We start from the raw sequence: 23,491 nt of genomic DNA, 5'->3' as shown, positions 1-23,491 counted from the left end.
GATCGGCAGCTCGGCGGACAACGCACTCGCCGAGTCCTTCAACGCGACGTTCAAACGCGAGACGCTCCAGGATCGCAAGCACTGGTCCAGCGAGCACGAAGCCCGCCTCGAAGCGTTCCGCTGGCTGCACCGCTACAACACCCGACGCCGTCACTCCCGCCTCGGATACCGCAGCCCGATCGCTTACGAGGCAGCGTCCGAAACAACATCAACTACGCTGGCACCAGCCGCATAACCCGTGTCCAGGATTCGGGGCCAAGGCCCTTCATCTTGTTGATAGGCCGCTCGATGGTGTTGCGTTTTCTTGTAGAGCTCGGCGTCGAGCTTGACGAAAGACTGTGAGTCTTCATCTGGCTGGTCCGGGACCGGCGCATCACTAGGGTTAGCCGCGAGGCTGATGCGCTCAGTCAACGGATGCACCGATGCCTCGGCGGAGGTCTCGGAGCTGGCCGAGGGCCACTGCGAGTTCGTTGCGAAGCCGTTCGTTCTCCTCGTGCAGTTTGCGGTTGGCGTCCCGCAGCGCTCTTACAAAAAAGGTCGGCTCTTCGGGGTGACGAGGCGTCAGTTTCGCTGCGAGCTTGTTGGCGCTGGCTGTAGACCGTGGTATGTGCGGTATGCGGATGGGGGTGGGCGGACGGCCGAGGGGCTTCAGCGTCGGGAGTCGGTGCGGACCGAGGCCGCCGAGTTGTTCGCCCAGGAGGTGAAGCCACCTGAGGTCGCCCAGCGGCTGCGGGTGAGCCGGAAGCCGGCCTATCAGTGGCACCGGATGTGGAAGGACGCGGGGTCGGCGGCGCTGGCCTCCCGTGGACCGAGCGGGCAGCGGAACAAGCTCTCGCCATACGGCCCCGGTGTCCTAGCTCAGACACCAGCCGCAATGTAGCGGGTGATCATACGCTCGCCGTCGTGGCGGCCTTCTCATCGTGCTCGCGGAGCATTCGCATGACGGTGGCGGGTGAGGGGTGCTGGCCCTTCTTCGTGCCGGTGGTGATGACGAGCCGCTTGGCGATGTCGCGCAGGCTCATCTCCTGGTCGCGCAGGTGGAGGGCCATGGACAGCATGTCCGGGTCGGTGGCGCCCGCGCCGCCGATGGTCTTGCCGCGCTTGCGGGCGGACTCGTGTCCTTCGAGGGTGCGGTCGCGGATGTACTCGTGCTCCATCCCGCACATAGCCGCGAGCACGGTGAACACAATGCCGGAGGGGTCGTGCGAGCCTTTCAGCTCGCCGGTGAGGTACTCCAGGCCGACGTCGCTCGCCTTCAGTTCCTCGGCGAGCATGGCGAGTTCGATGCCGCGGCCGAGTCGTTTGTGCTCGTGGACGACGAGGGTGACGGCGACGCCGGAGGAGCGGATCTCCCCGGCGAGCTTGACGGCGGCCTCCAACTCGGGGCGCCGGGTGGCGCGGGTGGAGATCTTCTCCGAGAAGATGCGCGTGACCTCAGCCTCGACGAGGGAGTCGAGCTGTGCGTCGAGGGACCGCCGGGCGGTCGAGGCCCGTGCGCAGCCGAGGCGGACGTGTCCGAGGGGTCCGGCGCCGGCGCTCACGGGCCGGGGTAGTTCGGTCCACGCAGACCCCGGCCTGCGTACGGCGGGGGTCGGCACGCTGAGCGCCTTGGCGAGGTGGGGCACGAGGCGGAAGCGGGCGGTGTGGTACTGGATGGCCGCATTGCCCTTGCCGGTCCGGCACGGGGAGCCCGCCGGGGCGGTGCAGGTAGACATCGGGCAGTCGTGCGATTCCACGCGCTTGAAGTCGTCGCTCACGCCCCAGGCCGCTTCATGAGGGTGTGTCAGAAGTCCAGTCTGTCTGCAACAACTCATGAAACATAATCGCCGCAGGTGGACTATCGGGCGGGCGGGTGTTTCACGAGCGACCACCTATGAAACGCGCTGAGGCGAAGTCGCACTATCGGTGCGGGTCTCCGGGTTGTGTTGGCTGATCAGCTGTGTGCTGAGAGCGGTCTTGGCGCCGGGTGGCGTGGAGGGAGCCGAGCAGGTGGAGGGAGTGGGCGCTGGGGCTGCCCGGTTCGGCGTGGTAGATGACGAGCTGCTGGCCGGGTGCCTCGCGTACGTCGAACGCCTGGTAGGTGAGCGTGAGCGGACCGACGTCCGGGTGGAGGAAGTGTTTGGCGTCCTGCGTCTTGCCTCGCACGGTATGGGACTGCCACAGGCGCGCGAAGTCCGCGCTGTGCTCGGTGAGGGTGCCGACGAGTTCGCGCAGCCGCGGGTTGTCCGGTTCGAAGCCGGTCGCCTCGCGGAGGTTGGCGACGGTGGCTTGTGCCGCCCGGTTCCAGTCCGTGTAGAAGGTAGGGCCGGCGGGGTCGAGGAAGGTCATGCGGGCGAGGTTGTCCGCCGGGGTGAACGCCGAGTAAAGGGCCTGGGCCAGCGCGTTGACTGCGAGGAGGTCGAGGGTTCGGTTCATGACGAACGCCGGGGTGTTGGGGTAGCCGTCCATCAGCTGTCGCAGGGCGGGGCTGACGCGCCCGGTGGAGTGAGGCGAGAGTCGGTCGCCGGGCGTGGCCCCAGCCAGCCGGTACAGGTGCGCCCTGGCGTCCTCGTCGAGGTGCAGCGCGTGGCTGAGGGCGTCGATCACCTGGGGCGAGGGGTTGCGTTCGCGGCCTTGTTCGAGGCGGGTGTAGTAGTCGGCGTTCACTCCGGCCAGGACGGCGACCTCCTCGCGGCGCAGTCCGGCGACTCTGCGGGTCCCGTGGCTCGGCATGCCGACGTCGTGCGGGCGCAGGGCGGCGCGGCGTGCGCGCAGGAAGTCCCCCAGATGGTTGTCGTCCATGTCTTCAGGCTAGGCGGCGCGCCGGTGGGCTGCCTGGGTGTGGTGCACCCAGGCAGCATGCGTCCTGGTTGGTCGCCGCTGACCTGCGCAGACTCGGTGGAGCGGGAGGGACCGCACCGTTCGAGGAGAGGGGGCCGCCATGGCCGCGATCGAGGACAGCCACGTGGATGTGGTCGGTATGTGGGTGACCGAGGACGGGCACATTCGGCAGGAGCTGCTGCCGGACGGCCGTTACGACGAGGCTCGCGGCGAGCGGGCCAGTGCGTACACCGGCCGTTACACGGTCACCGGTAGTCACCTGGACTACGTCGACGACACCGGGTTCACCGCCACAGGGGACATCCGCGACGGAGTGCTCTACCACGAACACCTCGTGCTCCACCGGGAGCAGAGGTCGTCGTAGTGGGGCGGCGAGCGTAGCGGGACAACGGGGTTCGGGCAGCAGCTGCTCCGGTCGGGGAGACCGACTCCTCGTGGGAGCGGACCGACTGCCGAGGCAGGCAGCAGTCGCTGACAGACGTATCAAACGCAAGGGAAGGACCGTATTCATGACCGGACGACGTCTTAAGGGCAAGGTGGCCCTGATCACGGGCGCGACCGGGGGGATCGGTGCGGCGACCGCCGAACTCTTCGCCCAGGAGGGCGCCCGGCTGGTGATCACCGATGTAGCCCGGGAACCCCTCCAGAAGCTGGCGCGGCGCATCGAGGCGGGTGGCGCGGAGGTGGCGACCGCCCTCCTCGATGTCTCCTCCGCCCGGGAGTGGGAGGAGGTGACGGCCCTCGTACGCGATCGTTTCGGCGTGCTGGACGTCCTGGTGAACCTCGCCGGAATCCTGGACTGGCCGGGCATCGAGGACACGCGGGAGGAGGTGTGGGACCGCGTGATCGACGTGAACCAGAAAGGCACCTGGCTCGGTATGAAGGCGGCGATGCCGCTGCTGCGAGCGAGCGGCAACGCGTCGGTGATCAACACCTCGTCCGTGCTCGGCCTGGTGGGCAGCGGCGCGGCCGCGGCCTACCAGGCGTCGAAGGGCGCGGTGCGCCTGCTGAGCAAGACGGCCGCGGTCGAGTACGCACGGCAGGGCGTGCGGGTCAACTCGATACATCCCGGAGTGGTCGCCACACCGATGATCCAGGACCTCCTGGACGAGCAGGGCGACCAGCAACCGGACATCCAGCGCACCCCCATGCGCCGAGCCGGCCGCGCCGATGAGGTCGCCCCCGCGATCCTCTTCCTCGCCAGCGACGACTCCTCCTTCATCACCGGCTCGGAACTCGTCGTCGACGGCGGCCTCACCGCACACTGAACAACCCGCCCGCCGGGCGTCCACGACGCCTCCCATGCGCACGCACGGCGAGCGCGCTCATCTTCTGTGCCGTCTGCCTCGTGAGTGCGTGACCGTACAGCAGCCCAGACAGCCGGCGCGGGAAACTGCGCGCGACCCCGATCTTTACGAGAGGACCTCATCATGACGCCCACCGCCGCGTCTGCCGAAGCATCCGAGTTCGCCGGGAAGACCGCCCTGGTCACCGGGGCCGCGCGCGGCGTGGGCAAGGAGACCGTGGCACTGCTCCATGCCAGAGGCGCCCGCGTCGTCGCCGTCGACCTGCGTCCCGACGTCACGACCCTGGGGGACGAATTCCCCGGCGTACTCGCGATGCGGGGCGACATTACGCGGGAGGAGACCGCCGTCCACGCGGTCCGCTCGGCGCGGGACGCCTTCGGAGGACTGGACATCCTGGTGAACAACGCCGGACGCACCCTGAACAAACCCGTCACCGAAACCACCGCCGAGGACTGGGACACCGTGATGGCCGTCAACGCCCGCGGATCCTTCCTCTGCGCCCGAGAAGCCTTCCGGGCCATGCGGAGTCGCGGCGGCGGGAGCATCGTCAGCACCGGGTCCTACGCCGGCACGGTCGCCCTGCCCGAAGGCGCCGCCTACAGCGCGTCCAAAGGCGCCCTGGCCCAACTGACCAAGGTGCTCGCCGTCGAAGGCGGACCATGGGGCATCCGCGCCAACCTTGTCGCCGCAGGCGTCATCGAGACCGACTTCCTCGACACGATCCGCCCCGACAGCCGCGCCTACCTCGCATCGTTCGCCGACGCCCAGCCCCTGGGCCGAGTCGCACAGCCCGAAGAGATCGCCGAGGTTCTCTGCTTCCTCGCCTCACCACGCTCCAGCTTCATCACCGGAGCCGTGGTACCCGCAGACGGCGGCTTCACCGCCGTCTGACGTGACGGGGCCGATCAGCCGTTGCTCGGACACACCACCCTGCCTGCCGGACGGCGGGTTGCCGGAAGTTCGTCATCGCGTCTCCGCACGTGATCGACCGGCGGTGTCCGTCGCGCCACGGGCACGGGGCAGCTCACCGTGAGCCCCAGGTCGAGTCGCTGGTCCATGTCCAGGCGGAAGGTGCCGTAGGGGTTGACGTTGGACCAGAACAGCGCGGTCAGGCCGCGCCGGTCCTCGTCGCTCAGCCTCGATGCCCAGGCCGGTTCGGCCAGGACCTGCTGCACCAGCAGGGTGTTGACGTGCACGAGCGCGGACTGGAGCAGGTGCAGGGCGAGCATCGAGGTCTCGGCGTGCTCCTTGTCCGGGCCGGTCAGGGCGCCGTCCTTGCCGTAGTGGAGCACGGTGTTCGCGCTGTTCCAGTTCTCCACGACCTGAAGCCCGCCGTGGATCTCCCGGCGCAGGCCAGGACTGGCCAGGTAATCGCAGGCGAAGACCGTACGAACTGCGCGGCCGAGTTCTTCGAGAGCCTGGTAGGTCGGGTGCTTGGGGCCGCCGCGGGTGAAGCGCCACAGAACCTGCTCGGCCTCCGCCGTCCCGAGCCGGAGCGCGGTGGCGTACTTCACCATCTGGTCGTACTGCTGCTCGATCAGGTCCCAGCGGATCGGCCGCGTCAGGGAGGGTCCGAGTGCGGGCCAGCCGAGCGGGGTGTCGTCCGGACGGTACAGGCGGATACTGCCGATGTTCTTCAGACGCGGCAGCAGGCGGAAGCTGAGCAGCTCGGTGAAGGCGAACCCAACGACGCTCGCACCGTGGGTATCGACGTAGCACGGGCGGCCTGCGGGGGATGGATTTGCTTCGAGGTCAAGGCGCCCATCGTGCTGGTGTGGGACCGGCTGAACACCCATGTCTCCCGTGCCATGCGCAAGATGATCGATGACCGGTGCTGGCTCACGGTGTTCCTGCCGCCGGCCTACTCACCGGAGTTGTACCCGGTGGAAGGGCTGTGGGCACACGTCAAGCGCAGCCTGGCCAACCTCGCCTCGGTAGCCCTCGACCGCCTTGAGACCCTGGTCTGCAACCGACTCAAACGTCTGCAGTACCGACCCGCTGTCCTCGACGGCTTCCTCGCCGGAACCGGACTCGACCTCGACCTCGACCCACCACCGTCACCCTGAAACGCTGATCTCAGGTAACCCCGTGTCCAACATCCGGGGTCAGGACCCTCCGGGCCGCTCGGGCCATCAGGCAGGCTCATGCCGGTGTGCCTCCAGGGTTTTCGCCAGGAGGGCGTGGAGCTGCCGACGCTCGTCGGCGTCCAGTCCTGCCAGCAGTTCGGCCTGGGCCTGGTCGGCGTGGGACTGGATCTCGTCAAGGTGGTGCAGGCCCGCCCGGTTCACAGTGACGACATTGCGGCGTCGATCCTCCGGGTCGGAGCGACGGTCGACATGGCCCCCGGACTCGAGCCGCTTCACGATGCCGCTGACGTCGTTGCGGTCCAGGCCGAGCCGCCTGCCGAGATCGGCCTGGCTGAGCGGGCCGTACTCCTCCAGGGCGGCAAGGACGGCGAAGTCGGCGCGTGCGGTCAGCGGCATGTGGCGCGCTGTCATACGCGCTCCGACCGTGGACACCTTGTTGGCCTGCCAGCTGGTGAGTGCCCGCAGTCGTGCGGGCGCCTGGAGGTCGTCCTCCGCCTCGCCCGTCCCTCCACTGGTGCTCATCTCCTCAGCGCTGCTCATGTCCTCACTGTAACCGTTGGGATGCCCCACAGAATTGTGTTACGTTGGCTGAGCCAACGTTGGGTGGCCCAACATAAAGCCGGCGGTCCGTCGTCGGTCCAGCCTTGCTGATTCGCACTCACCGAGTCCGGAGTCCTCAATCCAGGCCCATGGGCCCGGACCCAGCGACCCCGGATCCACAAGCTCAGCCCTGCCAAGGAGGCAGTTCCATGTCCGACCACACCTCGCTCCCCGACCTTTCCGAACGGCGCGTCCTGATCCCCGGCGGTACCGGAGGAGTGGGGGAGGGTGCGGTGCGCGCCTACCTCGCCGCCGGCGCCCAGGTCGTGGTGCCCACGCGCAGCCAGGAGCGCGCGGAGGAGTTCCGTGCCCTGCTCGGCAAGGCGGCGACCGAGCGTCTGCACCTGTTCGAGTGCGACTACACGACCTTCGCGGGCGCCGAGACGCTTGTCACGACCATGGTCGAGCGCCTTGGCGGCGTGGACGACGTCGTCGCTCCGATCGGCGGCTGGTGGCACGGCAAGCAGTTGTGGGAGATCGACGAGGTGGACTGGCAGGCCGCCTTCGTGGACCCGGCGACCGCGCACATGGCCGTGCAACGCGCCGCCCTGCCCCGGATGACGGACCAGGGCGCGTACTCGGTGGTCGTAGGCCAGTCCGCCCACTTCCCAATACCCGGCAGCGGGCTGGTGAGCATGGAGCAGACCGCGCTCCTGATGATGCAGCAGGTGCTCGCCGCCGAGCTGCAGGGCGCCAAGCGGGTGTTCCTGCTCGAGCTCGGCCCCGTAGCCACCCGCTTCGTCGAAACCTCCGACCCCGCCCAGGTGACGTCCGCGCAGATCGGCGCGGTCGCCGTCGCCGCCTCCGCCTCGACCCAGCCCGGCCGCCAGGTGCAGTTGCACGACTCGGCCCAGGCCGAGGCCGCCCTCGTCTCCTTCGGAACTTTCGGAGCCGCCCTGTGAACGCCACCGGTCTGACCTACGAGGTCCTGGTCTCCGAGAGCATCCCGCTCGCCCTTCCAGATCTCCTGCCGGACGGGGGCGCCCGCACCTGGGCGCCGGTCTCCACGACGCTGATCCTCGGCCGCGACGAGGCGGTCCTCGTCGACCCCCCGCTCACCGCTACCCAGGCGGACTTCGTCGCGGAGCGGGTGCAGGCCGGCGGCAGGAAGCTGACCTACATCTTCTCCACCCACGCGCACGGCGACCACTGGTTCAGCGCCGCGAGCATCGCCGAACGGTTCCCCGGCGCCCAGGTGGTAGCCACGTCGTCGACCATCGAGCAGATGCACCGCGCCGCCCAGACGCGCGCGGGATTCTGGGACCGCATCCTGCCCGGACAGATCCCGGACTCGTCCGTCACCGCCACCGCCGTCGAGGAGCTCGGCAACCGGATCCTCCTCGAAGGACACGAGCTGCGTGTCATCGAGGTCGGGCACAGCGACACCGACGACACCAGCGTGCTGCACGTCCCCGACCTCGACCTCGTCGTCGCCGGCGACGTCGTCTACGACGGGGTCCACCAGTACCTCGTCGAATCCCGTGACGGAGGCCTCGCCGCATGGCGCCACGCCATCGACGTGGTCGAGACCCTGGGCGCGCGCAACCTCGTCGCAGGCCACAAGAACCGGGACCACGACGACGACGCCGAGCGACAGATCCTCGGGACCCGTCGCTACCTCGACGACGCCGAGGAACTGCTCAGGGTGGAGCCGACGGCGCAGGGCTTCTACGAGGCCATGGCCCAGCGGTATCCGGACCACCTCAACCGCAGCAGCCTCTGGGGCAGCGGCCAGGCCCTCTACGCAGGCCACAGCTGATGGCGCAGGACGCAGGAAGGACGACGGATGGGCAGGCCTTGATCAGGATCCGTGGGGCCTGGAGGGTCTGCTCACGTCCCGATACGTGATCGCAGACGTGCAACTGACCGGCAGCGCCGAGGAACTGGCCGAGTACCGGTCGAAGGTGGTGGCGACGCCCGAGCCCTACGGCGGCCGCTACCTGACCCGAGGCAGCGAGATCGAGGTCGTGGAGGGCGGGTGGGAACCGAGGCCGCTCGTCCTGGTCGAGTTCCCCGAACTGGCCGCTGTGCGTGGAAGGACTCCCCGGAGTACCGGGCGATCACCCCCTGCGCATCCGGAACACGGACAGCAAGCGGCTGATCGTCCAGGGGCTCTGACGCCGGCCGTGGATGTCAGACACCGATCACCTCCGCCATATCGGCGGGGGCGACGTCGCCGATCTGGCGCTCGTCCGGGAAGAGGCGCACCCAGGCTGCCTCGTACCGACACCTCGTCACCTCGAAGAGCCGACCTCAGTAACGCGGCTGCGGACCGAGCGCCTGCGCTCGATTCAACACGTCAGACGCTCCCTCCCCGCGCGCTGCGAGGTCCGTGAGAGAGCCCGCCGATGAGAGGACCCCAGCACCCGGCCGAGGCCTCGCCCGTCACTCGGCCCGGGCCCCGTCCTCCGCGGGCCGGTCCGCCCGGCGGGCGCTCGTCGTCTGGCCTTGTGCGTGCTCGATGCGGGCGAGCACCTTCTCGGAGATCCGGTGCAGCGTCCGCAGTTCGTCCGGGTCCAGGACGTCGACGAACAGGTCCAGCACCCGGGCCACGTGCCCAGGCGCCGCGCCTGCCAGGTAGGCGTAGCCGGCGTCGGTCAGGATCGCCTGCGTGTAACGCCCGTTGTGCGGGTCCGGCTCGCGACGCACGAACCCGCGATTCTCCAGCCGGCCGATCATGTGGGACAGGCGGGACAGTTCCGTGTTGGCCAGAAGCGCGAGCTCGCTCATCCTCATGCGGCGCTCGGGCTGGTCGGACAGGTGCGCCAGCACGTGGTACTCGATGAAGCTGAGCTTCGAGTCCTGCTGGAGCTGCGACTCCAGCGCCGCAGGCAGACGCTGAAGGAGCCTCATGAACCCGCGCCACGCCGCCAGCTGGTCACCGGTGAGCCAGCGCGGCTCGGACCCCTCGGACTCCCCTGAGACAGACATGTGCGCAGTCTACCGACGCCACCGAGGTCCTGACTTGAACTTTCACGCGAAGCAGCCTAGGCTGACACTTGAACATTCAAGTGAGCATTCCGTTCAGATCGGAAGGATCGTCCATGAGCAACCTGAAGATAGCCGTCATCCTCGGCAGCACCCGCCCCGGCCGTAACGGCGAAGCGGTGGCGAACTGGGTGCTGACCAGGGCCAAGGAGCGCGCCAACGCCGAGTACGAGCTGATCGACCTGCTCGACCACCCTCTGCCGCACCTGGACGAGACCGTGCCTGCGAGCCGGGGCGTGTACGCGGGCGAGCACACGAAGGCCTGGTCCGCCAGGATCAAGGAGTTCGACGGGTACATCTTCGTCACCCCGGAGTACAACCACTCGACCTCGGGAGTGCTGAAGAACGCCATCGACTACCTCTACTCGGAGTGGAACAACAAGGCCGCCGCCTTCGTGTCGTACGGCTCGCTCGGCGGTACGCGGGCGATCGAGCACCTGCGGGCGATTTCCAGCGAGCTGCAACTGGCCCACGTGCGCCAGCAGCTCTCCTTCTCGTTGCTCACCGACTTCGAGAACTTCTCGGCGTTCAAGCCCTCCCCGATGTACGACAACCAAGCCTCCGTCCTGTTCGACCAGCTCGAGTCCTGGGCCGGCGCGCTCAAGTCCGTCCGAGAGTCTTGATGAAGCTCTACGGGCTCGAGGAGCACTTCGTCACCGCCGACGTGATCGAGGCATGGAAGCGGCGCGACCCCCAGCTCGCTGAGCCGATGATGAAGTGGGCCGTCGCCAGTGAGATCACGCCGGCGTTGCTGGACCTCGACAGCGGACGCATCGCCGCGATGGACGACGCCGGGATCGACGTGTCCGTGCTGTCCCTCACCACACCGGGGCTGCAGAACCTCGACACGGCGGAGGCGGTCGCCCTGCAGGCGCCCACGAACGACGCGATCTCCGCCGCCGTGCGCCGCCACCCCGACCGCTTCCAGGGGTTCGCGGCGCTCGCCACCTCCGCTCCCTCGGCCGCGGCCGCCGAACTGCGGCGCGCGGTCACCGAGCTGGGGCTCAACGGCACGCTGGTCAACGCGAACTCCGGGGGCCGGGCCCTGGACGCGCCCGAATTCTGGGAGATCTACGAGGCTGCCGAGGACCTGCGCGTCCCGGTCTACCTGCATCCCAGCGTTCCGTTCCCGGCCGTCACCGAAGCCTACTACCGCGGTTTCGGCGCGTCGGTGGACAGCATGCTGGCCACCGGCGCGTTCGGCTGGCACTACGACGCCGGGCTGACCGTGCTCCGGATGATCGTCGCCGGCGTCTTCGACCGGTTCCCCGGGCTGCAACTCGTGCTGGGCCACTGGGGCGAGGTCGTGCTGTTCTACCTCGACCGCATCGCGGCCATGGACCAGCTCACCGGCCTGCGGCGCCCGATCGCGGAGTACTTCCGCTCGAACGTCTTCGTCACCCCGGGCGGCATCTCCAGCCACAAGTACCTGCGATGGACCCTGGAGACGGTGGGGATCGAGCGGATCATGTACGCCTCCGACTACCCGTTCAACAGGGAGCATGCCGGATCCGCGCGGCACTTCCTGGAAACGGCGCCGATCGGCGAGGCCGACCGTGAACGCATCGCCCACCGGAACTGGGAGGACCTCATCGCCGGCATCCGGCGCTGACCAGGCACCAGAAACGCTGATCGCACACCGAGAAGGAGCACCGCACGTGAGCGAGTCCCGAAGCCGGCTGCAGGTCGTGTTCGCCGACCTGCGCCGCGCCATCGACGACGTGATCCTCAAACACCAGGTCACCCTTGAGGAGTTACTCGCGACCATCGAATGGCTGCAGCAGGTCGCCGACGCAGGCGAACTGCCCTCAGCGAGCATCCTGTTCTACAAGACCGTCCTCAAAGGAACCGAGGGCGCGGCCTATGCCCACCCGGAGAAGGATGGCGCGAGCCACTGGGAGATGGAAGGCCCCGCCCACCGCCCCGGCGCTCCCGTCCTGCACAGCCCTGCCGTGCTGCCCATGCGCCCGGACGAACCCGGCGAACCCCTCATCGTGTCCGGGACCGTGCGTACCACCACAGGCGCCCCGCTACCAGGAGCGGCCCTCGAGATCTGGCAGATCGACGCGAACAACGTCTATTCCGGCATGGACACCAGTGACTTCGAGCCGCTGAACATCCCCAACGACTCCACCGGCATCCCCGCCGACAACCTCCGCGCCAGAGTCATCGCCGGCGCCGACGGCCATTACGAGTTCCGCACCGTGATGCCCGGCACCGAAACCTTCGGCCTGGCCACGGACAGCCCGCTGGCCGCGCTGATCCGAGGGTTGCGGCTGCACGGCCTGCGCCCGCTGCACATACACTCCATCGTCTTCGCCGACGGGTGCCTGCCGCTGACCACCCAGATCTACTTCGACGGCGACCCACTGGTCGCCGGCACCATCGAAGGCCCCGTCCCCGACGACGCGGTCAAGGCCACCACCCGCCACGACGACCACCACGCGCGCGGCCTCGACCGGCCTTACCGCACCCTCACCTACGACTTCGTCCTGCGCCCCACGCCAGAAGGCGCCGCCGGTTCAGGACCGAAGTCCGTGTCCGCAACCACCCAGCCAGTGAGGTACGTATGAACGCCGCCGTCGACCCCGCGGCCGTCTACGACCGGTTCATGAGTCGGCAGGCTCCTGCCAGCCGCGGTCAGCGCCGCTGGACGCCGGCCGATGGCCCAATGCCCGCGCTCTACCTCAGCCATGGCTCTCCGGCGCTGTTCGAGGACGCTGCGTGGATGAGCGAGTTGTTCGGCTGGTCCCAGGCGCTGCCCAAGCCGACGGGGATTCTGATCGTCAGCGCGCACTGGGAATCAGCGCCGCTCAGCCTTTCGGCGTCGGGCCCGGGCACGCCGCTGGTCTACGACTTCGGGGGCTTCGCCCAGCGGTACTTCCGGATGACCTACGCGACACCGGACGCCGGTGCGCTGGCCGACCGGGTCACGGCCTCGATGCCGGACAGCGAACCAGTCCACCAGCACACCGGCCGCGGCCTGGACCACGGCGCATGGGTCCCGTTGAAGACCATGTACCCCTACGCCGACGTCCCGGTTCTGCAGATGTCGCTGCCCACCCACGACCCCGACCGGCTGATGGACATCGGCCGCCGGTTGCGGGACCTGCGCGAGGAAGGCGTACTCGTGGTCGGGTCGGGTTACATGACGCACGGGGTCCCCTTCCTCACCCGAGACCAGTTCGTGCACAACGTCGTGCCGTCCTGGTCCGCCCAATTCGACGCCTGGGCGGCTGACGCCCTCGCCCGCGGTGACGTCGACACCCTGGCCGGCTACCGCAGCCTCGCTCCCGCAGTGCACTTCGCGCACCCGACCGTCGAGCACTACACGCCGTTGTTCGTCACCCTCGGGGCCGCGACCGACGCCGAAGCGCCCGTACGGACGACGATTGAGGGCTACCGGTTCGGACTGTCCAAGCGGTCCTTCCAAGTCGCTTGATCCGAGCCCGCTGAGGAAGGGCCCCGCGCCAGCCGGCCACAGCGTCGAGGCAATGTGCCCGTACCTCCGCGATGACACTCATGGGCCTCGCTGCTCGGGAGGACTTCTCGTCCACGAACTGGGCATGATGTGACCCTCTGCTCTCAACCGATGGTGGCGAGCCTGGACGGACAGGGACCCACCCTCCGAGCTCCAGGCCCTGATCGACGCGGTCACCACAGGACAAGGCATTGACCTCCGGATTTGACGAACTACCGGTAGTTGAAGCTCTTTGCGTCGTGGATCGGCGCCGATCCGAACGCACGTTTGTAGTCGCGGCTGAACTGGGCTGGGCTGGCGTATCCAACTGCCTCGGAGATGGAGGCCATGCTCCGAGAGCGTAGGGCCACGAGTCGTCGTGCCTCATGCAGACGCAGCATCTTGTGATACTGCGCAGGTGTGGTGCCTGTTGCCTCTTTGAACGCGCGGTAGAACGTTGACACGCTCATCTCCGCCCGCGAGGCAATGTCTTCGACGGCGATCGGAGCGTCGAGGTGGTCATGCATCCAGTCGGTTACCTGACCGATGCTGGCAAGCGTTTGCTCGGCACGCACCATCTGCAGGAGCCCATCCCTGCCATCGCTATTGAGTATGCGATACAAAATCTCGCGCTTTACGCCCTGCGCAAGGATGCGAGCGTCGTCTGGAGATTCCATCAACTGCAGCAAACGGAGGGTCGCGCAAATCGCCGAGGGGGGCAAGGAGTACACACCCACTGCCTGGACTCGGGTCAGCGGGCGGGGTGGCACTTGCGCAACGAGTTCGCCGAGCACCTGCCGGTCAATCGCCAGTTCGACCGCCAGATAGGGAGTCTCCTCGGTGGCCTCGGTGATCTCGACCAGCGCGGGAAGATCGACACCCATCAGCACGAGCTCGCCACCGTGGTAGTCGATCTGCCGGCTTCCGAGAATGATCCTTTTAGCGCCTTGGAGGACGACATACAGCGTCGGATGGAAGAAAGCGAGGACCGGTGCAACGGTCTCACGACGGCGTGCTCCTCGCCGTCTTCGGCGCCCGGCAATGGCACCGACGGCCGAAGGACCCCTCGCAAGCGCAGCTGCCGAAGTGGATGAGCGCGCTCGACCGCCTCGCGCCGGTCAAGATCTTCGCACTCGGACTGGCCCTGGCCGCGCTCAACGCCAAGAACGCCCCACTGACCATCGCCGCAGGCGCCGCTATCGGCTCAGCAGGACTGCCGGTCGGGCAGCAGATCGCATCGCTGGCGATCTTCGTTGTGATCGCCAGCCTCGGCCTGCTGGCCCCACTGGGAGTGTTCCTGCTCGGTGGAGAGCGGGCCAAGACCACGCTCGGAAGCTGGAAAGACTGGGCAGCTCAGCACAATGTCGCCGTGATGGCCGTCCTGTTCTTCGTCCTCGGGCTGAAACTGCTCGGAGACGGCATCTCCATCCTCACCTCCTGACATACCCACCCATGCGTGGCGGTCCGAGCACAGACGCGCAACAAGGGGCGTGGTCGGGTGGCCCGGGGATTCTCACCGCCCGGCCACCCGAGCTTCGGCGCTCGTCGGCCGAGCGGCGCCGACCAGGTGCTACGGGTCTACTCCACTGTTGCCGAGGCCGAAGCCATCGCCAGCAGCTGGGCGGCAACGCCCCCACAGCACGACATGATCCGCTACCTGCCGATCGGCGCCTGCTTCGGCAGCGTGCGGACCACCGCATGGCGGTCGGCGAGCTGCTGGCGCAGATGGCTGTTCTCTGTCGTGGCCTGGTGCAGAGCCCCCACCAGTGCCTCGACGTCCGCCTTGAGCCGGGCGATCTCTTCGGCGTCGGAAGCCCGTAGCTCCTTGAGCCGCCGGACCTGCTGACGCAGACGCTGCTCGCTATCTGGTGTCCCGCCGCGGGCACGGACCTTGTCGTAGAACTGCGCCTTGAGGTCGGTGTGCCGCTGGGTAAGGGCGTTGCGCGGGACGCCGGCTTCGAGTGCGAGGGCGACGATCGTCAGCGCTCCGTTCGAGTGCTGCGGTGTGCCGCCCAGGATGCGGTCCATCGCGGCACAGATGCGGTCGCGTTCATCCGGTGCTGGGCTCATTGCATCGGCTCCTCGATGTGGATGCGTACGTGTTCGTGCCGATCCGCTAGCTGGCGCAGGTGTCCTGCGCGCTGGGCGAGCCGGTCGGCGAGCGGGCCGGGTACCGCCTCGGAGGCGGCCTGCTTGTCCAGGGCCTGTGCGTGCTGACGGAGTTTGTGGGCGTGCTGGTCGGTGCGCGCGATGTTCGCGCAGGACGGCTGGCAGCGGTCCAGCCGCGGGGCCTCGGTGACGTCCAGACGGTGGCACAGGGCCCGGTCCCGGTTGTAGACGCACATCAGGAAAGCGCGCGGGTTGTCGTAGACGGTCAGGGCGGGGTTGCGCAGGATGTCGCGGGCCTGGCGGTGGGTGCGGATCGACCCGGCGAACGTCGGCGCCTGCGCCGCGGCGTGGATCGCGCGCCGGGCGGCGGGGCCAGAGATGCCCACACCGTGGGTGAGGTCGTCGTGGAGTGTGGTGAGAGTGTCGGCGGTGGCCCGGGCGGTCTCGATGTCGAGCAGTTCGTGGATGCCGTCGCGGCCGCGGGCGGCGTACCCGGCGCTCATCGCCGTGCGCATGTGCCCGTACTGGATGGCCAGCGCCACCAGACCGCCCGGGCGGCGCGCGATGTGCCAGGCCAGGGTGCGGCGGAACCGGGCCAGACCGATCGCGCCGTGCGGATCGTCGGGGATTACCTCGCCCTCGCGTCCCAGGCGGCGGGCCAGGGTGGAGGCCCATGCGACGAAGGCCTCGATGCGCGTACGCAGCCCGGAATAGCGCAGGGAGGCTGTGCTGGGTGTGGGGGTGTTCACGAAGGTGTGGGTGGCCGCGTCGAACAGCAGCCCTTCGGCTGGGGCGATCTTCTCCAGCACGCGGATCGCCCTCACCACAGGCGGGATCGCCACCCAGGGCACCTCGCGCAGGCGGCCGGCGGAGTGGTGGTTGCCGTCCTCGTCGAAGGCGTTTTTGAACTCGCGCCCGTAAATGACGTGCCGGCCGGAAGTGACCTCAAAGCAGCACCCGGTTTCCAGGCCCAGCACTTCGGCCGGGCGCATCCCGGTCAGGTAGGCCAGGACGATGAAGCAGGCCGTACCCAGATGCCGCATGAGGTCGCGGGTCTCGGTGAAGTCGATGAACGCCGTCCACGGCTCGCCGTCGATGCGGCCGCTGATGGGTGTGGCCAGCGGGCACGGGCCGGGGTTGGCGTCGACGTAGGCGAGCAGGTGCTGCCACGGCTCGGTCACCAGCAGGGCGTTGATCTGCGACGACGGGCAGCCGATCTGGGCGGCGATGTACGTGTTGGCCAGGGCGTGGCGGTAGCCGGCGTTGGGCCTCGAGGGCACCGGCTCGCCGCGGTCGATGAGATCCTCCAGGTAGCGCTTCAGGCGGGCCTTGGACTCGAGCGTGCCCGGAGTGCGTACGGCGGCGTCGGCCAGGCGTCGGCTTTCTGCCCAGGCGGCGAGGATGTCGTCGGCGAAGTCGTCGACCACGCGCAGCGCCCAGATCAGCAGCGGCCCCATGGTGGCCGGGGAGATCACCTCGGTGGCGTTCTCGCCCCGCCCGGCGCCGGATGCCCGGGGCAGGAAGTCGTCGACGCCAAGACGGTGCCACGGTGGTATTGCCATCCCGTTCGGAGCAGGACCGGCCGCATCGAACGCCCACAACCGGGTCAGGGCCACCAGGTCCTTGGTGACGTTGCCGCGGCTGGCGCCCGGCTGCCGGGCCAGATGGCCAGCCCACGCGACCAGAACGTCTTCGGTGACCGCGTGCAGACCGCCCAGGCCCTGCTGGTGCAGCCAGAGCGTGAAGCGCTGCCAGCGCAGCACGGTGTGGTAGATCCCGGTCGGGCCCAGGCGGGAGTGCCAGCTCGGATGGCCGACCAGCACGCTCGCCGGCAACGGCGTGTTGATCATCATCCAGGCGGCCAGCTGCACCTGGGACCGCACCGCGTCCGGGAACCGTGACCAGTCCAGCCCTGGCCGGGCCAGGCTGGGGTTGGCGACCAGCGGGGCCAGCGACCACACCTCGTCGGCGTAGATCGATACCGGCACGGGGCCGGGAGCCAGGACCAGCGACGGCGCGACCACGGGCGTGTCCCAGGAAGGCAGGGCTGGAAGTTCGGCAGGCAGAGCGGTCACAGGTCGAAGTCCCCTTGCAGAAGCTGGTCGATGACCGTGCGGTCGGTGTCGGTGACGGCCTCCAGCGCCGCCTGCCAGACCGGCCCGCTGAGCCGGCCGCGCAGGTCGGTCAGCCGGGCATGGGCATCCGCCCAATCCGCCTCCCAGATGCCCGGCTCCACCACGCCGCGCAAGTGGTCCAGGGCGCTGAACAGGTGAGCCAGGCGCGGGTGATGGGCGGGCGTGACCCGGGCGTTGGGGCAGGCCGTGCACAGCAGGAACGAGGCAGCGCAGCCCTGCCCGGCCGGGCCGAACGGGCTGTGCTCCCAGCCCGCGCAGGCCGCGGTGACCGTCTGCCGCTCCCCCGCCTCCTCTTCCGAGGTGAGGCGTGCGGTGAAGACGGTGCGGCGGGCGGCATCGACCGCCTCCAGCGCGCCGTCGGCGATGACCGGCACCGCCTGCTGCTGGGCCTGCGGCTCGCCCAGCACGTAGACGCTGTCGTGGGTGTCCTGGGTGTTCTGCCCGGGCTCGCGCCGGTGCAGCACGTTCACCGTCTTGCGCATGCGCCGCAACGGGGAACCCCGCAGTCCCACCGAGCGTGCCCAGTCGCCGCCGGCCAGCTCGTCCACCCCCAGCCCGAATGGGCCGATCCGCACTGCCCTCCGATACCCCTGGCCGTCGTGCGGGGTGGTCTGGCGCCAGATGAGCAGCCGGTCGACATCGGCATCCAACTGCTTCAGCAGGGCCCGAGCGTGCGCGGTCGCCTCCAGGGCCTCGGTGATGATGCGCCCGGAGGAGTCGGCGCCGGAGTCGGTCACATTGCGGCTCTCGAACCTGCCGCGGTGCCCCGCGCGGCGCCGTTTCTCCAACTGCAGCCGGTAGACCGGCATACCCGCCTCCGCTGTGCCCGGCAGTGTCTCGGGCACGGGCATCTCGGAGAGGGTCGTGACGTTCAGGCCGAGCTCCGCGATGATCAGCACGGCCAGCGCGGCCGTCTCCTTGCGACCGAGGTAGAGCCGTCCCCAGGTGCACCGCGCCGAGCCGCCGGCCAGCGCGGCCCGGTAGCGCCTGCGGACCGTGCGCGGCTTGTCGTAGACGGGCACGTCACCAGTGCGGGCCAGGACGTCCAGCGCCTCGCCCAGCAGCCATGCGGTGCCGCCCGTCTCAATCCGGCCCGCCCGCCAGGCGGCCAGGTGCTCGGAGTTCTCCCGTATCCGCAGCAGCGCCGTACGAAAGGTTCGCCGCGCGGCCACACGGATGGCCGTGAACTCCTCGTGCGTGTAAGCCAGTTCGCGGCCCGGTGTCCACGCGAACCGCTGGGCCATCGTCTCCCGCACCGGCCGCGCCAGCCGCCCATCCAGCTGCAGCAGGCCGGCCACGGTGGAGTATTTGGTGTACCCGTTCGTGGTCGGCGGCAGGCTCAGCCGCCAGGCATTCCAATGCGCCACGGTCAGCCGGTCCACGTCCTGCGGCACCCGGTCCAGCTCGCTGAGGAACTCCGCAAAGGGCCGGACCACGTACCAGCTGGCCTCGCTGGTCTCCACGCTGTCCCAACCCCCGCCCGGGGTGCACTTGGCGGCGAACAGCATGGCCAACGACCGCTTGAGCGGCCCAGGGACCGGGAACGTGCCGAAGTCGTATTGGCGCACCCTGCCCTGCTGATCCCGATGGGTCACCACGAGGCCGTCGTGCTCCAGGGCCGTCGGCCGCTGGTGTGGAGTGTCGGGCAAGGCGGCTGCGCGGCCGCGGCGGCTCACCGGGCCACCAGCTTGTCGTCCAGGTCCTGAATGCCCTCGCTCTCCCTCGCCAGCCGGGCGAACACCGACGTCAGCTCCCCCTCACGGAGCGGACCGTCGGCCGGCTGGAAGTCGGCCAGCAGCGAGCGCAGCTGCAGGTCCGCGACCGGGGCTAATGGTGACGTCGGGTATTGGAACTGTCCGAATGCCTCGGCTGGGCTGCGGGGTTACCGAGGGAGCTGTAGCTCCTGCGACGTCTGGTCGGCGTCGGTGTGGAGTCCGGAGCAGAGCAGGTTGAATGCCTGGGCTGTCGCTGTGGCGATGCTGTCGCGGGCGTCGGTGGGTTTTTCGCCGGACAAGATTCGTTGTTGCAGTTCGCGCAACGCGGCCCGGTGTGTGCCGGCGATGGCCCCTGCGAGGAGCGTGAGCACCGGGTGGTCGCCCTGGTTCCATCCGGTGGAGGTGTTCGGCGGGTGTTCGGCCAGGGCGGTGGCCAGCACGGCCTCGGCGCGTTCGCTGATCTCGCGTTCGCGTGCGCGCAGTGCGGCGCTGTCGCGGATGACCTGCCAGAACCGAGGCGCGTCGGAGTGGAGCCCGAGTGCGGGGTCTTCGTGCCGCAGGGCGGTCAGCAGGTCGTCGCGGATGGTCTCCACTGGGCAGGCGCCGGGTGCACGGTCGCGTACCAGGGTGGCGAGGTGGCCCTCTACTTCTGCCTGGCGATCGAAGAAGAGGTCTTCCTTGGTGGGGAAGTAGTTGAACACGGTGTTGGTGGAGACGCCTGCGTATCGTGCCACCTCAGCCACCGTGACCTGGTCGAAGCCGTGCTTCAGGAAGAGGGGCAGGGCTGCGTCGGCGATCGCCGTGCGGGTCTGCCGCTTCTTGGTCTCTCGAAGGCCCATACCTAGATGATAGTGTCACAACAAATTTGTAGTGACACCAATATTTCTGGGTGGAGTAAGCATGACCTTGCACTTCGGCATCTATCCCGGCGGGATCCTGGGCGACGACCAAGGCATCGTCTACCCGGTCCGCCCGGACGTGCCGGACCGCATCACCGAGGCGCTTGACACGCTCCAAGGCGACACGGTCAGCCTGTCGGTGCGCGCCTACCACTCGTTCGCCGCCACCGTGACGCCGCTGGAACCGCCCACGCCCGCGGATCCCGCGACGTATCTCCAGCGGGGCCGCAAGCTGGACCTCGTGCTGCAGTTCCGTGAGCCGTCCGGCGAGTTGGAGGGGTGGCTGGAGTTCGTCCGCGAGGCTGTTCGCACCGGTGGGCCGCATCTGGCATCCGTCCAGATATGCGAAGAGCCCAACGCAGACCTGCCCGTGGTCGACGGCAGCATTCCCAACGTTCTGAATGCGCTCGTTGAGGGGGTTGTCGCGGCCAAGCAGGAGGCGCGGGCCCTGGGTCGCAGTGTGGCGGTCGGTTTCAACGCCGTGCCGACCTTCAACGCGGCCGACACCTTCTGGTCCAAGCTCGGCGCCCTGGCCGACGACCGCTTCCGGCAGAGCCTGGACTACGTTGGCCTGGACTTCTTCCCGGACGTATTCCGTCCCATCGCCGCTGAGCAGTTGGCGGGAGCGGTCACTGCGGTCCTCACCGCGTTCCGGCGCACCGACCTGCAGAGGGCCGGCATCCCCGACAGCGTCGCGATCCGCATCTGCGAGAACGGCTGGCCCACCGGCCCGGGCCGCAGCGAGCAGCGACAGGCCGCGGTCCTCGAAACCGTCGTGCGGACGGTGTCCGCTCTCTCTGCCGACTTGAACATCGACGGATACTCGTTCTTTGCCCTGCGAGACGCCGACAGCACCGCCGAGGGGCTCTTCCACCGCTTCGGTCTTCTGCGCGACGACTACGCACCGAAGGCGGCCTTCGAAACATACCGGCGCCTCATCAACGAACTGGGCAGTCCGCCGGTCGCGCCGCACTGATCACCGGAGGTCACGTACGTCTTTTCCTTGCTGGAGCGATCGGGTGGCTCGCTGGCTGATCTCGGCGGCGTAGTTGGCCCAGTCGCCGGCGGAAAAACGTTGCCAGGCGACGGCGACGTCGGTGTGGATGCCCAGGGTGCGGGCGAGGATCGCGGCGGGGATCTCGGTGGCGAGTTGGAAGAGCGCGGTGCTGCGGGCCTGGTTGGGCCGGATTCCGAGCTGGTTGAGGCGTTGTGTGAGCTGTGTGGTGCTGATTGGCCGTCCGGGCTGGCCGCCGGGGAAGAGCCATGGAGATGGGGCCAGGGCGCCGATGGTCGCGTGGCCCTTGCGGTTCGCGGCGACAGCGCGAGCCAGTGCGGCGACGGGCTCGGGCAAGTGGACGGGTGCATTGCCGAGGTGGAGACGTACTTCCTGGGAGCCGACCTCAACGTCCTCGATGGTCAACCGATGGATCGCCGATGGTCCTTGGGCATAGAGGAGGAGAAGCAGCCCTGCGAGCCGGTCCTCGGGCTTGAGGGTGTCGTCGTGCAGGAGCCGTCGTGCGACCTTCCAGCGGTGCTCGTCATCAAGTGGCTGTGTGGGGCCGTTCCAGCGGACGGCGGGGACATGGACGGCGGTGAGCTTGTTGGTGCGGGCCCAGCGGATGAAGTGCCCGGCCGTCTGGCGGTAGGTGGCGGAGTCGTCGGTGAGCCACCGGTCGAGGTCGGCCTGCCGACAGGTGTCCAGCGTGAGGTCGTGGGCTGTCAGCCAGTTCAGGAAGGCCACGGCCGCGTTGGTGCGTTGACGTGCGGACATGAACTGCTGCGGGGTGATCGGGCGGCCATTGTTGCGCCGGCGAAGTCGTCGGACCAGGTGCCAGATCGCGTACCGGTGCAGGAGTTTGCGCTGTTCGGGGCTCTGCTGGGATGCGAGAAGGCCGGTGAGGAAGCGTTCGAGGCGAACCATGTACTCGTCGCGTTCGGGCAGGGCGCCGACGCCGACGAGGACTTGGCGAAGGTGGGCGAGTGGCGGGCTGTCGGGCAGTTCGTCGAGGGCCTCGTGGGTGAGGGCTCGGCGGCCGGCCGCGAGGTCGGACAGGACCGGGGAGACGGACGGTTTGTTCAGCCATCGCCTGGCGGTGATGGGGTGCTCGGTGGTGGCGATGTTGCGTCGAAGTGCTTCGAGGCCGGGGTGGAGGTTCTCGGACGGAGGGCCGAGCAGTTCGCCCAGGCGCCGGTTGATGAGGCAGCGTGCGCACTGGCCAGGGTGCGGGTAGTCGGGGTCGGTGCAGGTGGGACAGGTGTGCCAGACCTCGGGGGCGGTGCAGTCCGTGCAGAGGGGCTGGTCGAGCGTGCCGGAGACGACCGCCGTGACGTCTCCGCATCCCGAGCACGGTGCTGTGCGGCGCTGGCAGGCGGAGCACCACGGTCGGCCCGTGGTGCGGGAGGTGCCTCGCCGCCCTGCTGCTGATCGGAACCCCACCCCTGCTGCTGAGGACCGCCGCGGCAGGCGTCGCGCTCGGGGCTCTCGGCGGCTTCGCCGCTTCGCGCACCGTAGGAGTGTTCGGATTCACCGAGCACGGTCTGCAGCCCGAGCCACAAGCCGTCCTCAGCCTCCTCGCCGAAACCGGCACGCTGCTGCTCCTCGCCATCTGGCAAGTGGCCATGACCAGGCAGCCCCGCGTTGCCCGAGCGCCCGTCAGAACACCCGACTGGGCCACCACCCGCACACCACCCACCTGAACCACCGCCACGAAGCCGCCCGGCCCACCTGTGTCCTGGCTCGGGGTGCGGCGGGCGGGCCCGGCAAAGCCACACTCACCACCGGCCACTCCCTACCACGCTGCGCGAGCCGCAGGCGGACACGGTGTGGCTGCCGTACGCGAACAGACAGGCCGACGGGGCGCACCCGGCTGCGTCCCGCCGACCGCCACCGCCACCGCCACCTCCAGCGTGCCGCGGCTACAGCACACCCCGCCGGCGCACACCGACAGCGTCGGGAGGCGGGCCAGTCGCAACGCTTGCGGCTCGGCTTCGCCGCCGAACACACCGTCGACCTCACCGGCACTTTCTGCGCCGCCCGCCCCTCATTCCGGTCATTCCGGAACCAAGGAGTACCCCCATGTACCTGGAACCGCGCCCAGGAATCGCCTGGCCGAGCCCACACCTGCGCGAACTGAAGAATGCCGTACGCGCCCTGCTCGGCCTGGACGACGACACCGCCATCATCATCCGCCAATTCATCAGTGGCGAAGTCGGCCACCCGTCGCTGGAGACCGTCGTCGCGGTGCTGCCCATGGACGGCGAGGCCCACCGCTGGACGCTCCACCGCCCCGCCGAGCAGATCACCGAGAACGAGCTACGGGCCACCCTGCTCCGCCACCGACCGAGCTGACCGTCGCCGCACCGACCGGCGT

Annotated in this window: 26 protein-coding genes and 1 pseudogene; 16 read left to right on the top strand and 11 right to left on the bottom strand. The window is 68.9% G+C overall.

From position 1 onward, the window contains the following. Together ACIRFL_RS34045 and ACIRFL_RS34040 are read left to right on the top strand one after the other, a co-directional pair. On the top strand, nucleotides 1–235 hold a 235-nt coding region (locus ACIRFL_RS34045), incomplete at its 5' end, for an integrase core domain-containing protein (RefSeq protein ID WP_404036356.1). Between the two features lie 162 nt (nucleotides 236–397). Further along, on the top strand, nucleotides 398–880 hold the full coding sequence (locus ACIRFL_RS34040; RefSeq protein ID WP_404036353.1) for a helix-turn-helix domain-containing protein: 483 nt from the start codon (nucleotides 398–400) through the stop codon (nucleotides 878–880). 7 nt (nucleotides 881–887) lie between these two features. On the opposite strand, the gene ACIRFL_RS34035 is transcribed toward ACIRFL_RS34040, so the two are convergent. Together ACIRFL_RS34035 and ACIRFL_RS34030 are read right to left on the bottom strand one after the other, a co-directional pair. Further along, nucleotides 888–1,715, bottom strand: a complete 828-nt coding sequence (locus tag ACIRFL_RS34035; RefSeq protein ID WP_404036350.1) for a recombinase family protein — start codon at nucleotides 1,713–1,715, stop codon at nucleotides 888–890. A 184-nt stretch (nucleotides 1,716–1,899) separates the two neighbouring features. Beyond that, on the bottom strand, nucleotides 1,900–2,781 hold the full coding sequence (locus ACIRFL_RS34030; protein ID WP_386947556.1) for a helix-turn-helix transcriptional regulator: 882 nt from the start codon (nucleotides 2,779–2,781) through the stop codon (nucleotides 1,900–1,902). Nucleotides 2,782–2,920: 139 nt separating this feature from the next. Here ACIRFL_RS34030 and ACIRFL_RS34025 point away from each other — a divergent pair, with 139 nt between their 5' ends. The 3 genes from ACIRFL_RS34025 (at nucleotide 2,921) to ACIRFL_RS34015 (ending at nucleotide 5,018) form a co-directional block, all read left to right on the top strand. Continuing rightward, nucleotides 2,921–3,184 carry an Atu4866 domain-containing protein gene (locus tag ACIRFL_RS34025; protein ID WP_404036346.1) on the top strand — a complete coding sequence of 88 codons (264 nt, stop codon included), beginning with the start codon at nucleotides 2,921–2,923 and terminating at the stop codon, nucleotides 3,182–3,184. 145 nt (nucleotides 3,185–3,329) lie between these two features. Beyond that, entirely contained in the window at nucleotides 3,330–4,088 is a 759-nt protein-coding gene (locus tag ACIRFL_RS34020) for an SDR family NAD(P)-dependent oxidoreductase (RefSeq protein WP_404036343.1), read from the top strand. Nucleotides 4,089–4,250: 162 nt separating this feature from the next. Then, nucleotides 4,251–5,018 (top strand): SDR family NAD(P)-dependent oxidoreductase, encoded by a 768-nt coding sequence (locus ACIRFL_RS34015; protein WP_404036340.1) that lies wholly within the window; start codon nucleotides 4,251–4,253, stop codon nucleotides 5,016–5,018. Between the two features lie 14 nt (nucleotides 5,019–5,032). Here the strand turns inward: ACIRFL_RS34015 and ACIRFL_RS34010 are convergent, their stop codons facing one another. After that, nucleotides 5,033–5,923, bottom strand: coding sequence for a Tn3 family transposase (locus ACIRFL_RS34010; protein ID WP_404036337.1), 891 nt, complete (start codon nucleotides 5,921–5,923; stop codon nucleotides 5,033–5,035). On the opposite strand from ACIRFL_RS34010, the gene ACIRFL_RS34005 reads away from it, so the two are divergent. After that, complete coding sequence (locus tag ACIRFL_RS34005; RefSeq protein ID WP_404036335.1) at nucleotides 5,894–6,193, top strand: transposase; 300 nt, start codon at nucleotides 5,894–5,896, stop codon at nucleotides 6,191–6,193. The genes ACIRFL_RS34010 and ACIRFL_RS34005 overlap by 30 nt on opposite strands. Nucleotides 6,194–6,259: 66 nt before the next feature. Here the strand turns inward: ACIRFL_RS34005 and ACIRFL_RS34000 are convergent, their stop codons facing one another. Beyond that, a complete protein-coding gene (locus ACIRFL_RS34000; RefSeq protein WP_404036332.1) occupies nucleotides 6,260–6,754 on the bottom strand; it encodes a MarR family winged helix-turn-helix transcriptional regulator in 495 nt (164 codons plus the stop codon). Nucleotides 6,755–6,963: 209 nt separating this feature from the next. Between ACIRFL_RS34000 and ACIRFL_RS33995 the strand changes: the two genes are divergently transcribed. From ACIRFL_RS33995 to ACIRFL_RS33985, 3 genes and pseudogenes are all read left to right on the top strand, one after another. After that, a complete protein-coding gene (locus ACIRFL_RS33995) occupies nucleotides 6,964–7,716 on the top strand; it encodes an SDR family NAD(P)-dependent oxidoreductase (protein ID WP_404036329.1) in 753 nt (250 codons plus the stop codon). Then, a complete protein-coding gene (locus ACIRFL_RS33990) occupies nucleotides 7,713–8,573 on the top strand; it encodes an MBL fold metallo-hydrolase (protein ID WP_404036326.1) in 861 nt (286 codons plus the stop codon). The genes ACIRFL_RS33995 and ACIRFL_RS33990 overlap by 4 nt, the downstream gene beginning before the upstream one ends. Before the next feature lie 85 nt (nucleotides 8,574–8,658). Continuing rightward, nucleotides 8,659–8,835: pseudogene (locus ACIRFL_RS33985) on the top strand (DUF1330 domain-containing protein); the annotation flags it as partial. Between the two features lie 364 nt (nucleotides 8,836–9,199). Here ACIRFL_RS33985 and ACIRFL_RS33980 read toward each other — a convergent pair. Then, nucleotides 9,200–9,745, bottom strand: coding sequence for a MarR family winged helix-turn-helix transcriptional regulator (locus ACIRFL_RS33980; protein ID WP_404036323.1), 546 nt, complete (start codon nucleotides 9,743–9,745; stop codon nucleotides 9,200–9,202). Nucleotides 9,746–9,858: 113 nt separating this feature from the next. Between ACIRFL_RS33980 and ACIRFL_RS33975 the strand changes: the two genes are divergently transcribed. From ACIRFL_RS33975 to ACIRFL_RS33960, 4 genes are read left to right on the top strand one after another with little or no spacing between them, the layout of a single operon-like run. Continuing rightward, entirely contained in the window at nucleotides 9,859–10,425 is a 567-nt protein-coding gene (locus tag ACIRFL_RS33975) for an NADPH-dependent FMN reductase (protein ID WP_404036320.1), read from the top strand. Further along, nucleotides 10,425–11,414 (top strand): amidohydrolase family protein, encoded by a 990-nt coding sequence (locus ACIRFL_RS33970; RefSeq protein WP_404036317.1) that lies wholly within the window; start codon nucleotides 10,425–10,427, stop codon nucleotides 11,412–11,414. Before ACIRFL_RS33975 ends, ACIRFL_RS33970 begins: the two co-directional genes overlap by 1 nt. Nucleotides 11,415–11,460: 46 nt before the next feature. Then, nucleotides 11,461–12,375, top strand: coding sequence for a catechol 1,2-dioxygenase (locus ACIRFL_RS33965; protein WP_404036314.1), 915 nt, complete (start codon nucleotides 11,461–11,463; stop codon nucleotides 12,373–12,375). Nucleotides 12,376–12,413: 38 nt separating this feature from the next. Then, entirely contained in the window at nucleotides 12,414–13,244 is an 831-nt protein-coding gene (locus tag ACIRFL_RS33960) for a dioxygenase (RefSeq protein ID WP_404036364.1), read from the top strand. Between the two features lie 251 nt (nucleotides 13,245–13,495). Here ACIRFL_RS33960 and ACIRFL_RS33955 read toward each other — a convergent pair whose 3' ends face one another. Next, the gene (locus ACIRFL_RS33955; protein ID WP_404036361.1) at nucleotides 13,496–14,227 is read right to left on the bottom strand and encodes an AraC family transcriptional regulator N-terminal domain-containing protein; all 732 of its coding nucleotides are present in this window, start codon (nucleotides 14,225–14,227) and stop codon (nucleotides 13,496–13,498) included. Nucleotides 14,228–14,274: 47 nt separating this feature from the next. On the opposite strand from ACIRFL_RS33955, the gene ACIRFL_RS33950 reads away from it, so the two are divergent. Further along, nucleotides 14,275–14,703 carry a GAP family protein gene (locus ACIRFL_RS33950; protein WP_404036312.1) on the top strand — a complete coding sequence of 143 codons (429 nt, stop codon included), beginning with the start codon at nucleotides 14,275–14,277 and terminating at the stop codon, nucleotides 14,701–14,703. A 212-nt stretch (nucleotides 14,704–14,915) separates the two neighbouring features. On the opposite strand, the gene ACIRFL_RS33945 is transcribed toward ACIRFL_RS33950, so the two are convergent. The 4 genes from ACIRFL_RS33945 to ACIRFL_RS33930 form a co-directional block, all read right to left on the bottom strand. Next, the gene (locus ACIRFL_RS33945) at nucleotides 14,916–15,332 is read right to left on the bottom strand and encodes a hypothetical protein (RefSeq protein ID WP_404036310.1); all 417 of its coding nucleotides are present in this window, start codon (nucleotides 15,330–15,332) and stop codon (nucleotides 14,916–14,918) included. Next, on the bottom strand, nucleotides 15,329–17,446 hold the full coding sequence (locus tag ACIRFL_RS33940; protein WP_404036308.1) for an integrase: 2,118 nt from the start codon (nucleotides 17,444–17,446) through the stop codon (nucleotides 15,329–15,331). The genes ACIRFL_RS33945 and ACIRFL_RS33940 overlap by 4 nt, the downstream gene beginning before the upstream one ends. Beyond that, on the bottom strand, nucleotides 17,443–19,155 hold the full coding sequence (locus ACIRFL_RS33935) for a hypothetical protein (protein ID WP_404036306.1): 1,713 nt from the start codon (nucleotides 19,153–19,155) through the stop codon (nucleotides 17,443–17,445). Before ACIRFL_RS33935 ends, ACIRFL_RS33940 begins: the two co-directional genes overlap by 4 nt. 233 nt (nucleotides 19,156–19,388) lie before the next feature. After that, nucleotides 19,389–20,060, bottom strand: coding sequence for a TetR/AcrR family transcriptional regulator (locus ACIRFL_RS33930; RefSeq protein WP_404036304.1), 672 nt, complete (start codon nucleotides 20,058–20,060; stop codon nucleotides 19,389–19,391). Between the two features lie 61 nt (nucleotides 20,061–20,121). Between ACIRFL_RS33930 and ACIRFL_RS33925 the strand changes: the two genes are divergently transcribed. Then, nucleotides 20,122–21,096, top strand: coding sequence for a hypothetical protein (locus ACIRFL_RS33925; protein ID WP_404036301.1), 975 nt, complete (start codon nucleotides 20,122–20,124; stop codon nucleotides 21,094–21,096). Here ACIRFL_RS33925 and ACIRFL_RS33920 read toward each other — a convergent pair whose 3' ends face one another. Then, nucleotides 21,097–22,557, bottom strand: coding sequence for a hypothetical protein (locus ACIRFL_RS33920; protein WP_404036298.1), 1,461 nt, complete (start codon nucleotides 22,555–22,557; stop codon nucleotides 21,097–21,099). A gap of 639 nt (nucleotides 22,558–23,196) precedes the next feature. On the opposite strand from ACIRFL_RS33920, the gene ACIRFL_RS33915 reads away from it, so the two are divergent. Continuing rightward, a complete protein-coding gene (locus tag ACIRFL_RS33915) occupies nucleotides 23,197–23,469 on the top strand; it encodes a hypothetical protein (RefSeq protein ID WP_404036295.1) in 273 nt (90 codons plus the stop codon). The last annotated feature ends 22 nt before the right edge of the window (nucleotides 23,470–23,491 follow it).

Origin of the sequence: Streptomyces sp. NPDC102462 (assembly GCF_044765425.1) — a bacterium.
Taxonomy (GTDB): Bacteria; Actinomycetota; Actinomycetes; order Streptomycetales; family Streptomycetaceae; genus Streptomyces.
This window is presented reverse-complemented; position numbering and strand designations above follow the sequence as displayed.

What these genes read in the sequence shown, in the direction of transcription:
- ACIRFL_RS33980 (WP_404036323.1), bottom strand. Translation starts at nt 9,745, where the DNA reads ATGTCTGTCTCAGGGGAGTCCGAGGGGTCCGAGCCGCGCTGGCTCACC.
- ACIRFL_RS33915 (WP_404036295.1), top strand. Translation starts at nt 23,197, where the DNA reads ATGTACCTGGAACCGCGCCCAGGAATCGCCTGGCCGAGCCCACACCTG.
- ACIRFL_RS34040 (WP_404036353.1), top strand. Translation starts at nt 398, where the DNA reads ATGCGCTCAGTCAACGGATGCACCGATGCCTCGGCGGAGGTCTCGGAG.
- ACIRFL_RS33975 (WP_404036320.1), top strand. Translation starts at nt 9,859, where the DNA reads ATGAGCAACCTGAAGATAGCCGTCATCCTCGGCAGCACCCGCCCCGGC.
- ACIRFL_RS34030 (WP_386947556.1), bottom strand. Translation starts at nt 2,781, where the DNA reads ATGGACGACAACCATCTGGGGGACTTCCTGCGCGCACGCCGCGCCGCC.
- ACIRFL_RS34025 (WP_404036346.1), top strand. Translation starts at nt 2,921, where the DNA reads ATGGCCGCGATCGAGGACAGCCACGTGGATGTGGTCGGTATGTGGGTG.
- ACIRFL_RS34020 (WP_404036343.1), top strand. Translation starts at nt 3,330, where the DNA reads ATGACCGGACGACGTCTTAAGGGCAAGGTGGCCCTGATCACGGGCGCG.
- ACIRFL_RS33925 (WP_404036301.1), top strand. Translation starts at nt 20,122, where the DNA reads ATGACCTTGCACTTCGGCATCTATCCCGGCGGGATCCTGGGCGACGAC.
- ACIRFL_RS34000 (WP_404036332.1), bottom strand. Translation starts at nt 6,754, where the DNA reads ATGAGCAGCGCTGAGGAGATGAGCACCAGTGGAGGGACGGGCGAGGCG.
- ACIRFL_RS33930 (WP_404036304.1), bottom strand. Translation starts at nt 20,060, where the DNA reads ATGGGCCTTCGAGAGACCAAGAAGCGGCAGACCCGCACGGCGATCGCC.
- ACIRFL_RS33960 (WP_404036364.1), top strand. Translation starts at nt 12,414, where the DNA reads ATGAGTCGGCAGGCTCCTGCCAGCCGCGGTCAGCGCCGCTGGACGCCG.
- ACIRFL_RS34035 (WP_404036350.1), bottom strand. Translation starts at nt 1,715, where the DNA reads ATGTCTACCTGCACCGCCCCGGCGGGCTCCCCGTGCCGGACCGGCAAG.
- ACIRFL_RS34010 (WP_404036337.1), bottom strand. Translation starts at nt 5,923, where the DNA reads ATGGGTGTTCAGCCGGTCCCACACCAGCACGATGGGCGCCTTGACCTC.
- ACIRFL_RS34015 (WP_404036340.1), top strand. Translation starts at nt 4,251, where the DNA reads ATGACGCCCACCGCCGCGTCTGCCGAAGCATCCGAGTTCGCCGGGAAG.
- ACIRFL_RS33945 (WP_404036310.1), bottom strand. Translation starts at nt 15,332, where the DNA reads ATGAGCCCAGCACCGGATGAACGCGACCGCATCTGTGCCGCGATGGAC.
- ACIRFL_RS33995 (WP_404036329.1), top strand. Translation starts at nt 6,964, where the DNA reads ATGTCCGACCACACCTCGCTCCCCGACCTTTCCGAACGGCGCGTCCTG.
- ACIRFL_RS33970 (WP_404036317.1), top strand. Translation starts at nt 10,425, where the DNA reads ATGAAGCTCTACGGGCTCGAGGAGCACTTCGTCACCGCCGACGTGATC.